Below are 11,934 nucleotides of genomic sequence, written 5' to 3'. Positions count from 1 at the left end.
TATGTTGCGGCGCCGGACCACCCCGGGACGAAATTGGCGCGGGAAATGGCCGCTCGCCCGGACGGTCCGGCTCAGTTCGGGAAAATTCTTCATGTTCGCGGGAGCGGGATGACCGGGGTGACACCGGCCGGCCAGGTGAGGGTTGGTGGGTCGCCTGGGGTCACGGTGGCCCCAGGCGCGGCGGCTGGGTGGCGGCTGGCGACAGCGACGACGGCTTCGGTTGGGGTGGGGCGGAGGGTCACCGTGGTGTCGCTGAGGGCGGCCAGTTCGGTGGTCGACCACAGGAGGGTGAGGTCGCCGAGGCGGACGTTCAGGGGGAGGATCCGGCCGGTCCGGGCGGGGAGGGCGAGACGGTGGCCGCCGAAGAGGGGGCGGCCGTCGCGGGAGAGAGTGAAGGTCTGGTCGACGGGTCCCACGTTCAGGACGTGCAGGAGGCGCCGGCCCGCGGCGTCGGCGGTCGAGGTGACGACGATGCCGGGTGACGGGGCGTCGTGGGTATGCCGCGGACGTACGTCGAGACGGGCCAGCAGCGTCTTCCAGAACGGGAGATGGGCCGGGTAGTCGCACGCGAGGACCACGGCGCGACCCGATCCGGCCCGTACTTCGACGGCCACCGGGTCCCCGCTCGCCACGTCCCGCACCAACACCTCCGCATCCGGTGACGAGAGGTGCTGCAGTACGCCGACGCGCACCTCCGCCAACGGGGAGGCCCAGGAGCCGGCCAGGACCGAGGGGAAGAAGTGCGGCGACCCCTCGATCACCGAGCCGGCCGTGATCCCGAGGGCGTCGCCGAGAATCGTGCACGGGGAGCCGTCGACGTCGCGCGTCGGCAGCATCCCGGCCAGCAGCAACCGGCCACCGGCGAGGACGAAGTCGGCCAGCCGCTGCTGCACCGAGGCGGCCAACGTCGACGGACTCGCGAGCACCAGCGCCCGCTCCTCGGTCAACGGCGCCTGCAGGTTGACCGCCGGGAACGAGTACCCGCCGAGCAGCAACGCGCGCGCCACCACCTCCCGCGATCCCATCCCGCGGAACCGTTCCAGGTCGCGCACCACCGCACGGCGTACGTCGTCGCCCGGGTGGCAGTACTCGGTCAGGTAGTGATCCGGGACGAACCCGAGGGCGAGGTCGTCGTACTCCTCGTCCATGTCCGCCAGCAACCCGCCGACGGCGCGTACGGCAGACAGCACGTCGGCCAGCACCGGGTACGACGGGTTCAGCTGACCCTCGGGGCCGACCGGGGCCGCGAACCCGTGCCGCTCACCTGTGAACGCGATCCGGTCGTTCCCGTCGCCGACCGGCTCGTCCAGCACCGGGTTGTAGCCCCCGGCAAACAAGTAGTAGTTGAGCACCCTGTTGCCCTGGGCCACGCAGAGCCGGGTCTTCAGGTCCAGCGCGGACGGTGGGACCTGGCGGCTCAGGTCCTCCCCGTAGTCGCCCATACCGGCCTCGAACTCCAGCGACGTCAGCGGCTGGTCCGGACCGTGCACGGCGGCCATGAACGCGTTGCCCACATAGAGATCGGCCACGTTCTCGACCGTCAGGTCACCCAGGTAGTGATCCGATCCCGAGGTCAGCTGCGGCACGTCCGCGTAACTCTCGAAGAGCTGGCTGATCCCGATCGGGTACGTCAGCCCGCGTCCCTCACCGGTCCCGTGCAGGTTGATCAGGAACGGCACCCCGCGCACCCCGTGTGCTTCCGCCTCGGCCCGCAGGAACTCGACGTAGCGCCGGTACCGGTCGCGCTGGAAGACCGACAGCTCGTGATGGAGCGCCAACGACCCCGCCTCGGGCGAACGTACCCCGGCCGCGAACGCCTCGAACTCGACCCCGAGTCGCTTGGCGGCGCCCTCGGTCCCCCATCGATCGCGGGCCCAGGACGCGAAGTCGGCCAGCGCCGCGTCGGTCAGGTCCGGGGTGTTCGTGACCCAGGAGAGCATGCCGATCTCGTTGTCCAGCTGGACCGCGACGACCGGACCACCCGCGGGCGCCGACCGGGAAGCCAGCAACGGCATCACCTCGGCGTACCAGCGGCGCACCTCGTCCAGGTACGCGGGCGCGAGGTAGTCGATGTCCCGGGTCGGCGCCGGGGTGCCGTCCCAGCCGACCGGGTGGACCTCGGGATGCTCGCGGTACACCCGGAACGGGATGCCCTCGTTCTTCAGCTCGGCCATCACGAACGGACCCGGCCGGGCGATCACCGACAGCCCCTTGGCCGCGGCGAGATCCAGGAAGCCGGCCAGGTCCCGGTGCCCCGTGGTCAGGTCGATCGAGCCGTCGGGCAGTTCGTGGACCAGCCACGGCATGTACGTCGCCACGGTGTCGCAGCCGGCCGCCTTCAGCAGGTCGAGCCGGTGGGACCAGTCCGCCGGGTCGAGCCGGAAGTAGTGCACCTCCCCCGACAGCACCAGGACGGGTTCGCCGTCGACCATCCACCTGCGCCTGCTGAGCCGGACGTCGCTCATCGTGACCTCTCCCGGAGCACCCGGGCCTCGGACGAAACGACGACGTGCTCGCCCTTGCCGCGTGTCCGATTCCTCACCTATGGTCGCTGAAACCGGTTACTGCAACGTTACGGCGGGAGGTCGTGGATGGGCAACAAGCGGCTCACGGTGCGCGAGATCGCCGAGATCGCGAACGTGTCGATCGCGACCGTCTCCCGGGTCTCCCGCGGCACCGGCCAGGTCAGTCCCGAGACCCGCGAGCGGGTGCTCAAGGTGATCGAGGAGCACGGTTACCGGCCCAGCCAGATGGGCCGGGCGCTGGCCGAGCAACGGCACGGCTCGGTCGCGATCGTGTTCCCCGGACTGGCCGGACCGTACTTCTCCGAGGTGATCCAGGGCTTCGAGTTCGAGGCGCTGGAGGCCGGGGCGAGTGTGCACATCGTCGGGACTCACGGCCGCGCGGCCGCCGACGAGGACGTGCTCGCGATGTCTGCCCGGGTGGACGGGATCGCTGTCCACGGCGGCACCATCCAGGAGGAGACGCTGCGCCGGCTCGCCGCCGAGGTCCCCGTGGTCGTGCTCGCCGGGCAACCGCTCGAAGGCATTCCCGCGGTCCGCGCGGACAACAGCCGCGTCGCCGAACTGACCAGACACCTGCTGCTCGACCACGGGTACCGCCGGCTCACCTTCGTCGGCAACCCGGACGGCTCACCCGACGTCACCGAACGCTGGGAAGCCTTCAAACAAGGGCATCGTGAGGCCCGGGTCCCGGCCCCGAAGAACCCGGTCCGGATCGGGATGCAGCAGTCCGACGGCGTGATCGCGGCCGGCGAACTGCTCGACGGCCGCCGTCCGCCCGGCGCGATCGTCTGCGCGAACGACGAGACCGCGCTGGGCGTCCTGATCGGCGCGCTCGGCCGGGGCCTGCGGGTCCCGGAGGACGTCGCGATCACCGGGTTCGACGACGTCGCGATGTCGTCGCTGGTCCAGCCCGGGCTGACCACGATCCGGCAGCCCATCCGCGAGCTCGGTGCGGTGACCGCCCGGTTGCTGCTGTCCGGCGTCGGCAATCCCGGCGCGCTGATGAACACCGTGCTCACCACCGAACTCGTACTGCGCGGCAGTTGCGGATGCCGCTGATCCCGTTCCACGTCCCGGCCGGGGAGACCCCCCTCTCCGGTTGAGGACAGCTCCTCCCTGCTGAGGAGACCGCCCGAACGACAGGAGCAAGGCTGATGAAACGCCCCATCATCCTCCGGACGGCGGCCGTCGCCGTCTCGGCCACGCTGGTGCTGGCCGGTTGTACCGGTACCAGTGGCACCAACGGCAGCGGCGGCACCGGTACCGGCGCCGCGAACGGCCTGATCGATTACCTCGACTACGGCGACTTCGGCGGCGGGACCGCGCCGCAGGCCAACTACAACCCGTACCTCGAGGCGACCCGGCTCGGCGCCGTCGACTACGTCTTCGAGAAGCTGATGGTCTACGACAACTTCTCCTGTACGCCGAAGCCGTGGCTGGCCACCGAGTTCAGCTGGACCGACCCGAAGACGCTCACCTTCAAGCTCCGCGACGGGGTGCAGTGGAACGACGGGAAGCCCTTCACCAGCAAGGATGTCGCGTTCACCTTCGACCTGCTGAAGAAGCACCAGCCGCTCGACACCAAGGGCGTCTGGCGGTACCTGACCTCGGTCGAGGCGCCGGACGCGCAGACGGTGACGATCAAGTTCAAGGAGCCGGGCGCGTCGACGTTCACCCTGGTGACGGACGTCTTCGTCGTGCCCGAGCACGTCTGGTCGCAGCAGGCCGACCCGGTCAAGTTCGTGAACGCGCAGAACCCGGTCGGGACCGGGCCGATGAAGGTGAAGAACTTCAACCCGAACCAGCTCACCATCGAGCGCAACCCGGACTACTGGCAGGCCGACAAGGTGAAGGTCCAGGAGATCCGCTTCCACAAGGCGGACTCCGGCGGCGCGGTCGAGCAGCTCAAGCTCAGCCGGGGCGAGTACGACACCAACGCGATGTTCGTGCCGGACATCAAGAAGGCGTTCGTCGACCGCGATCCCGAGCACAACCACTACTGGTACCCGCCGGGCGGCTCGATCAGCGTGTACCTGAACCTGACCAAGGCGCCGTTCGACGACGTGGCGTTCCGCAAGGCGCTGACCACGGCGTTCGACCGGGACCAGATCATCACCAAGGCGCAGCTCGGCTACGTGAAGGCGGCCAGCCAGTCCGGGCTGGTCGTGCCCGGCCAGGAGAAGTGGCTGCCGGCAGGCCTGAAGGACCAGGGCCGGATCTCCTACGATGCGGCCGCGACCGACGCGGCGCTGACCGCGGCCGGGTACAAGAAGGATGCCCAGGGCAAGCGTCTTGGCAAGGACGGGAAGCCGCTGAGCTTCACCTTCAAGGTGCCGGGCAGCTACACCGACTGGGTGTCGGCCGCGCAGATCATCGTGCAGAACCTGAAGGCGCAGGGCTTCGACGTGAACCTGGAGACGCCGAACCCGCCGACCTACGAGAGCGACCGCGCGATCGGCCGGTACGACGTGCTGTTCGGCGTGCACGGCGGCTCCTGCAACATGTTCCGGAACTTCTCCGAGCCGCTCGGCAGCGACCAGAGCGCGGCGATCGGGCAGAAGGCGGCCAGCAACTTCGTCCGCTGGAACGACCCGGGGACCGACAAGTTGCTCGAGGAACTGCGGCTGGCCACCACCGACGAGGCGCAGAAGACCGCGGTCGCCGGACTGACCAAGGTGATGGTGGACCAGGTCCCGATGATCCCGCTCTGGTACGGCGCGAAGTGGTTCCAGTACCAGACCGACAAGGCGACCGGCTGGCCGGACGAGAAGAACCCGTACGCGGCGCCGGGTGACAACGTGCTGGTGCTGACCAACCTCAAGCCGGCCGGCAGCTGAGATGCGGTACTTCCTGCGCCGGGCCGGGTTCTTCCTGGCCACGTTGTGGGCCGCGGTGACGCTGAACTTCCTGATCCCCCGGTTGCAGCCGGGGGATCCGGCCGAGGCGATCGTGTCCCGGTTGAGCGGCCAGAGCCAGGCGATCGACCCGGCCCAGGTCGAGGCGATCCGGCGGATGCTCGGCACCCCGGACGGCAACCTGCTGACCCAGTACGGCGACTACCTGGCCGCCGTCGTCCGCGGTGACTTCGGGATCTCGTACACGTACTTCCCGTACTCGGTCACGCACATGATCGCGGCCGGGCTGCCGTGGACGGTGGTGCTGGTCGGGGTGACGCAGATCCTGTCGTTCGTCATCGGCACCCTGCTCGGCGCGTGGGCGGCGTACCGGCGCAACAGCCGGGTCGACTCGGTGATCACGCTCGGCTCGTCGTTCATCGGGACGCTACCGTTCTTCTGGCTCGCGCTGGTGCTGATCTACGTCTTCGCGATCACGCTGAACTGGTTCCCCAGCGGCGGTGGGTACGGCGGCGGCAGCAACCCCGGCTGGAACTGGCTGTTCTTCTCGGACGCGTTCCAGCACAGCGTGTTACCGGCCTTGTCGCTGCTCATCGTCGGGCCGATCGGCTGGATCATCGGGATGCGCAACAACATGGTCCAGACGCTCGGTGAGGACTACGCCCGGCTGGCCCGCGCGAAGGGGCTGTCCCGGCGCCGGATCGCGCTCACCTACGGCGCCCGGATCGCGGTACTGCCGAACGTCACCGGGTTCGCGATCGCGCTCGGCGGCATCCTCGGCGGCACCGTGCTGGTGGAGGCGATCTTCAACTATCCCGGACTCGGCCGGATGATGCTCGAGGCGGTCGCGAACCGGGACTACCCGTTGATGCAGGCGCTGTTCCTGTTCATCACGGTCGGCGTGCTGATCGCGAACCTGGTCGCCGACCTGCTGTACGGCGTGCTGGATCCGCGGGTCCGGCGGGAGGAGGCCGGATGAGCGCGTCGTTGCCGGTCGAGCCCGCCGGCGGGACCGAACACGCCGAGGTCGCGGCGGTGGAGGCGTCCCGGGCGACCCGGTTGCCCGGCTGGTTCGTCATCCTCTGGCGGAACCGCAAGTGCCGGATCGGCCTGCTGATGCTGCTCGGCTTCGTCGTCGTGGCCGTGCTCGCCCCACTGATCGCGCCGCACGACCCGCGGGAGAACTCGTTCACCCCGTCGATCGGACCAGGCGGCGGCAACTGGCTCGGCACGACGGCGCAGGGCGAGGACGTGTTCAGCCAGCTCGTGTACGGCGCGCGCACGTCGCTCGTGGTCGGGCTCGCGGCCGGCACCCTGTCGACGGTGATCGGGCTGGCCGTCGGGCTCACCGCGGGGTACCTGCGCGGCACGGTCGACGAGGTGCTGTCGTTCTTCATCAACCTGGCACTCGTCGTGCCGGTGCTGCCGCTGATGATCACGCTCGCCGCGTACGCCCCGGTGAAGGGACTCTGGCTGATCATCTTCGTCATCAGCGTCACCGGCTGGGCGTACGGGGCCCGGCTGAAACGCTCGCAGATCATCACGCTGCGGACCCGGGACTACATCACCGCGGCCAAGTTCGCCGGCGACTCGACCGCCCGGATCATCGCCCGGGAGATCCTGCCGAACATGACCTCGCTGGTCGTGGTCGGGTTCATGGGTGCCTGTCTCGGCGCGATCGGCGGTGAGGCCGGGCTGGCGTTCCTCGGTCTCGGTGACCCGACCACGGTGAGCTGGGGCACGATGCTGAACCAGGCGAACACCGGCGGCGCGATGCTGACCGGCCAGTGGGCCTGGCTGATCGCGCCGGGGCTCGCGTTCGCCGGGCTGATGACCGCGCTGACGCTGATCAACTTCGGCGTCGACGCGCTGAGCAACCCGCATCTGAGGGAGGACTGAGATGGCACTGCTCGAGGTGCGCGACCTGTCCGTCACCTACAGCCCGCGCGACAGCGCCGCGGTGCGTGCGGTCGACGGGGTCTCGTTCGACATCGACGAGGGCGAGTTCGTCGGGCTGCTCGGGGAGTCCGGCAGCGGCAAGTCCACTCTCGGCAACGCGGTGCTGCGGCTGCTCGAGAAGCCGGCCGCGATCAGTGGTGGCTCGGTGCTGTTCGACGGGGTCCGGGTCAGCTCGGCGCCTGAGGACGAGGTCAGGCCGTTGCGCTGGGCAAAGATCTCGACGGTGTTCCAGAGCAGCATGAACTCGCTGAACCCGGTGATCACGATCGGCGCCCAGTTCGACGACACGTTCGCGGCGCACGGCCGGACCGGCGACGCGCGCAAGCTGCTCGATCTGGTCGACCTGGATCCCGAGGTGCTGCGGCGCTACCCGCACGAGCTCTCCGGCGGGATGAAGCAGCGGGTCGCGCTCGCGTTGGCGCTCGCGCTCGAACCGCGGTTCGTGCTGCTCGACGAACCGACGACGGGGCTCGATGTCGTTGTCCAGCGCAACATCCTGGACCGGTTGCGGGAACTGCGCGGCGAGCTCGGGTTCGCGGTGCTGTTCATCAGCCACGACCTCGGCACCGTGCTGGAGATGGCCGACCGGGTGATGGTGATGTACGCGGGTGAGCTGGTCGAGAGCCAGTCGGCCGCCGCGATGGCGAACGATCCGCTGCACCCGTACACCCAAGGGTTGCTCGGCTCGTACGCCGATCCGCGGGCCGCCGAGATCTCGGTCGGCTACGTCCCGGGCCGGCCGCCGGACCTGTCCCGCCCGCAGACCGGATGCCGGTTCGCCGCGCGCTGCCCGGTCGCGGTCGAGGCCTGCCGGACGGACCACCCGGCGCTGCTCCCGGCCGGCGACGGTACGGCGCGTTGCCTGCTCGTGGACCAAGCCGGTGGAGCGCCTGTCGACACCACCCGCACGAGCTCGTTCGTCGCAGTACGGGACTCCGCTACGACCGCGGAGCCGGTACTGACGGTGGCAGGCGTGGTGAAGGAGTACCGGTCCCGGGGCTCGGTGAAACGGGCCGTGGACGAGGTCTCGTTCGACCTGGTCCCCGGCCGGGTGACCGCGTTGGTGGGTCAGAGCGGCTCGGGCAAGACGACGCTGGCTCGGCTGGTCACCGGGGTCGAGCGGCCGACCGAAGGCACGGTGACCTTCCACGGCGAGGACCAGGCCGTCGACGTCGGGCGATTGCGGGGGCGGCGGCTCAGCGCGTACCGGCGGCACACGCAGTTGGTGTTCCAGGACCCGTTCGCCGCGTTGAACCCGACCCGCACGATCGCGTACGCGCTGTCGCGGCCGCTGCAGAACCACCTCGGCCTGTCCCGGAGTGAGGCCCGGTCACGCGCCGGCGAGCTGCTGGAGTCGGTGGGGCTGTCGCCGGCCACGCAGTACCTCGACAAGCTGCCGCACCAGCTGTCCGGCGGTCAGCGGCAACGGGTCGTGATCGCCCGCGCCTTGGCCCCCGACCCCTCGGTCCTGGTCGCCGACGAACCGATCTCGATGCTCGACGTGTCGATCCGCGCCGAGATCCTGGAACTGCTCGACACCCTGGTCCGCGACCGCGCGATCGCAATGCTCTACATCACCCACGACTTGCTCAGCGCCCGCCTGCTCGCCGACCAAGTCCTCGTCCTCAACCACGGCCGCGTGGTCGAGAGCGGCCCGACCCTGACCGTCATCCAGCACGCCCAGGACCCGTACACCCAACTCCTCCTGGACGCGATCCCGCTCCCGCCGACCGCGGTCAGACGTTCTTGACCGCGGCCAGGAGTTTGGTGAGGGACTCGCGGGCGTCGCCGAAGAGCAGGGTGGTGCGGGGGTCGTAGAGGAGCTCGTTCTCGATGCCGGCGAAGCCCGGGCGCATGCTGCGCTTGAGGAAGATGACCCGCTGGGCCTCGTCGGCGTTGAGGATCGGCATCCCGTAGATCGGCGCGCTCGGGGTGGTCCGGGCGGCCGGGTTGACCACGTCGTTGGCGCCGACCACCAGGACCACGTCGGTGGACTTGAAGTCGCCGTTGATCTCGTCCATCTCGCGCAGCTGCTCGTACGGGACCTGGGCCTCGGCGAGCAACACGTTCATGTGACCCGGCATCCGGCCGGCCACCGGGTGGATGGCGTAGTCGACCTTGACGCCACGACCCTGCAGCTCCTCGACCAGGTCGCGCAGGGTGTGCTGGGCCTGGGCGACGGCGAGACCGTACCCGGGGACGATGATGACGCGCTGGGCGTACCCGAGCAGGATCGCGACGTCCTCGGAGGTGCCCGCGATCACCGGCCGCTCGGATGCCTCGCCGGCGCCGAGGGTGGAGCCGCCGCGGACCGCGCCGAACAGGATGTTGAAGACCGACCGGCCCATCGCGTCGGCCATCAGCTTGGTCAGCAACGTACCGGCCGCGCCGACCAGGGTGCCGGCCACCAGCAGCAGCGAGTTGTGCAGGACGTACCCGCCCGCGGCGACGGTGAGACCGGTGAACGCGTTCAGCAGCGAGATGACGATCGGGACGTCGGCGCCACCGACCGGCAGCACCAGCATGACGCCGATCGCGAGCCCGACCAGGCAGAGCAGGACGCCGACCCACACCCGCGGGTCCGACACCAGCCAGACCGCCAGCGCGATCCCGCCGAGCAGCCCGGCCACGAACAGCACCGGCAGACCGGGGAACGTCACCGGCCGGGTGGTCATCAGCTCCTGCAGCTTGGCGAAGGTGACGATCGACCCGGAGAACGAGATCGCGCCGACCAGGATGGTGAACGCGGTCGCGATCGCGGACACCGTCTGGTCCGCGGACACCTCGCTGAGCTCCAGCAGCGCCACCAACGCGGCCGCGCCACCGCCGACCCCGTTGAACAGGGCCACCAGCTGCGGCATCTGGGTCATCTGCACCCGGCGGGACCCGACGACGCCGACGACCGTACCGACCAGCAGCGCGATCAGGATCGGGGCCAGGTGATCCGGCTTGTAGGCGACGAACGTGATCACGACCGCGAGGACGGCACCGGCCGCGCCGAGACCGTTGCCGGCCCGCGCGGTCTTCGGCGACGACAGCGCCTTCAACGCGACGATGAAACAGACCGCCGCGACCAGGTAGCCGATCTGGGCCCAGGTGGGGATCACTTGTGCAGCTCCTTCTTGCGCGACCCCGGTCCGCGGAACATCTCCAGCATCCGGTCGGTGACGACGAACCCGCCGACCATGTTCACCGTCGCGAGCACGATGGCGAGCAGGCCGACGATCATCACCCAGGTCGACTCGGCCTGGCCGGTGACGATGATCGCGCCGACCAGGATGACGCCGTGGATCGCGTTCGCGCCGGACATCAGCGGCGTGTGCAGGGTGGCGGAGACCTTGCTGATCACCTCGACCCCGACGAACGCGGCGAGGACGAAGATCGTCAGCAGCGCGATGGACTCGGTCATGCCAGTGGTCCTTCCAGGAGTTCCCGGGTCGGCTCGTGCAGCACCTTGCCGTCGTGCGTGACACAACAGCCGGCCACGATCTCGTCGGCGAAGTCCGGGTCGAACGCGGCGTTGCGGGTCATCAGCGTGATCAGGTTCGCGATGTTCTGGCCGTACAGCCGGCTCGCCGGTCCGGCCAGCTGGCTGGGCACGTTCGAGCCGCCCCAGACCAGGGCGCCGCCGATCGTCAGCTCGGTGCCGGCCACCGAACCCTCCACGTTCCCACCTTGCTCGGAGGCCAGGTCGACCACCACCGAGCCGGGCTTCATCTGCTCGACCATCTCGCGGGTCACCAGCATCGGCGCGGTCCGGCCGGGCACCGCCGCCGTGGTGATCAGGGCATCCGCGGCCGCGACGTACGGGGCCAGCAGGTCACGCTGGAGCTGGGCGCGCTCGGGCGTCATCTCCCGGGCGTACCCACCGGGGCCGTCCAGGGTGCCGAGCTCGAGCTCGATCGGCTGCGCGCCCATCGACGCGATCTCCTCGGCCGCGGCGGTGCGGACGTCGTACGCCTTGACCACGGCCCCGAGGCGCTTCGCGGTCGCGATCGCCTGCAGACCGGCCACGCCGGCGCCGAGGACGAGTACCTGGGCCGGGGGGACCGTACCGGCGGCGGTCATGTTCAGCGGGAAGAATCGCGGCAGCCGCTCGGCCGCGACGATCGCGGCGCGGTACCCGGCGACCAGGGCCTGCGAGGACAGCGCGTCCATCGACTGGGCCCGGGAGATCCGGGGGATCAGCTCCATCGCGAACGCGGTCAGCTTGGCCGACGTCGCGGCCCGGACCACGTCCGGCGGGTTCGTCGGCAGGAACGACATCAGCGCCGTCCCGGCGTGCAGCCGCTGCAGGCGTTCCCGCTCCAACGGCTGCACCGACGCCACCACGGTCGCGGCGTGATCGGCACCCCAGGCCACCTCGGCCCCGGCCTCGCGGTACTGGTCGTCGGAGAACAGCGCACGCTCGCCGGCCGCCGGTTCGACCGCCACCTCGTAGCCGAGCTGGATCAGTTTGGCGACCTGTTCCGGCACCAGTGCCACCCGGCGCTCGGCCGGTCTGGTCTCTCGCACTACTGCGATCTTCACTCGCCGAAACCTATGCCAAACGGTGGGTCGCCGGAAAGCCCGGTCCGGTAATCATGGCCACAACT

General features: G+C 69.9%; 9 protein-coding genes. 5 read left to right on the top strand and 4 right to left on the bottom strand.

All coding sequences use genetic code 11. From position 1 onward, the window contains the following. Positions 1-89: 89 nt before the first annotated feature. The gene (locus FB561_RS11375) at positions 90-2,465 is read right to left on the bottom strand and encodes a beta-galactosidase (protein WP_145805833.1); all 2,376 of its coding nucleotides are present in this window, start codon (positions 2,463-2,465) and stop codon (positions 90-92) included. 126 nt (positions 2,466-2,591) lie between these two features. On the opposite strand from FB561_RS11375, the gene FB561_RS11370 reads away from it, so the two are divergent. From FB561_RS11370 to FB561_RS11350, 5 genes are all read left to right on the top strand, one after another. After that, complete coding sequence (locus FB561_RS11370) at positions 2,592-3,584, top strand: LacI family DNA-binding transcriptional regulator (RefSeq protein ID WP_145805831.1); 993 nt, start codon at positions 2,592-2,594, stop codon at positions 3,582-3,584. Positions 3,585-3,679: 95 nt separating this feature from the next. Next, entirely contained in the window at positions 3,680-5,362 is a 1,683-nt protein-coding gene (locus tag FB561_RS11365) for an ABC transporter substrate-binding protein (RefSeq protein WP_145805829.1), read from the top strand. Position 5,363: 1 nt separating this feature from the next. Then, on the top strand, positions 5,364-6,359 hold the full coding sequence (locus FB561_RS11360) for an ABC transporter permease (protein WP_145805827.1): 996 nt from the start codon (positions 5,364-5,366) through the stop codon (positions 6,357-6,359). Then, positions 6,356-7,279, top strand: a complete 924-nt coding sequence (locus FB561_RS11355) for an ABC transporter permease (RefSeq protein ID WP_145805825.1) — start codon at positions 6,356-6,358, stop codon at positions 7,277-7,279. Before FB561_RS11360 ends, FB561_RS11355 begins: the two co-directional genes overlap by 4 nt. A gap of 1 nt (position 7,280) precedes the next feature. Then, on the top strand, positions 7,281-9,089 hold the full coding sequence (locus FB561_RS11350; protein ID WP_145805823.1) for an ABC transporter ATP-binding protein: 1,809 nt from the start codon (positions 7,281-7,283) through the stop codon (positions 9,087-9,089). On the opposite strand, the gene FB561_RS11345 is transcribed toward FB561_RS11350, so the two are convergent. Genes FB561_RS11345 through FB561_RS11335 form a run of 3 tightly spaced genes read right to left on the bottom strand, consistent with a single transcriptional unit; the run spans position 9,076 to position 11,869 of the window. After that, positions 9,076-10,446 (bottom strand): NAD(P)(+) transhydrogenase (Re/Si-specific) subunit beta, encoded by a 1,371-nt coding sequence (locus FB561_RS11345; RefSeq protein ID WP_145805821.1) that lies wholly within the window; start codon positions 10,444-10,446, stop codon positions 9,076-9,078. The genes FB561_RS11350 and FB561_RS11345 overlap by 14 nt on opposite strands. After that, complete coding sequence (locus tag FB561_RS11340; RefSeq protein ID WP_145805819.1) at positions 10,443-10,748, bottom strand: NAD(P) transhydrogenase subunit alpha part 2; 306 nt, start codon at positions 10,746-10,748, stop codon at positions 10,443-10,445. Before FB561_RS11340 ends, FB561_RS11345 begins: the two co-directional genes overlap by 4 nt. Beyond that, a complete protein-coding gene (locus FB561_RS11335) occupies positions 10,745-11,869 on the bottom strand; it encodes an NAD(P) transhydrogenase subunit alpha (RefSeq protein ID WP_145805817.1) in 1,125 nt (374 codons plus the stop codon). Before FB561_RS11335 ends, FB561_RS11340 begins: the two co-directional genes overlap by 4 nt. Positions 11,870-11,934: the final 65 nt, after the last annotated feature.

The sequence above is a fragment of the Kribbella amoyensis genome, assembly GCF_007828865.1.
Lineage (GTDB): Bacteria > Actinomycetota > Actinomycetes > Propionibacteriales > Kribbellaceae > Kribbella > Kribbella amoyensis.
The sequence above is the reverse complement of the archived record's forward strand: the minus strand, read 5'-3'. Positions and strand labels throughout refer to the sequence as shown.

Excerpts from the sequence above, each read along its gene's own strand:
- FB561_RS11375 (WP_145805833.1), bottom strand. The coding sequence starts at position 2,465 with ATGAGCGACGTCCGGCTCAGCAGGCGCAGGTGGATGGTCGACGGCGAA.
- FB561_RS11370 (WP_145805831.1), top strand. The coding sequence starts at position 2,592 with ATGGGCAACAAGCGGCTCACGGTGCGCGAGATCGCCGAGATCGCGAAC.
- FB561_RS11365 (WP_145805829.1), top strand. The coding sequence starts at position 3,680 with ATGAAACGCCCCATCATCCTCCGGACGGCGGCCGTCGCCGTCTCGGCC.
- FB561_RS11360 (WP_145805827.1), top strand. The coding sequence starts at position 5,364 with ATGCGGTACTTCCTGCGCCGGGCCGGGTTCTTCCTGGCCACGTTGTGG.
- FB561_RS11355 (WP_145805825.1), top strand. The coding sequence starts at position 6,356 with ATGAGCGCGTCGTTGCCGGTCGAGCCCGCCGGCGGGACCGAACACGCC.
- FB561_RS11350 (WP_145805823.1), top strand. The coding sequence starts at position 7,281 with ATGGCACTGCTCGAGGTGCGCGACCTGTCCGTCACCTACAGCCCGCGC.
- FB561_RS11340 (WP_145805819.1), bottom strand. The coding sequence starts at position 10,748 with ATGACCGAGTCCATCGCGCTGCTGACGATCTTCGTCCTCGCCGCGTTC.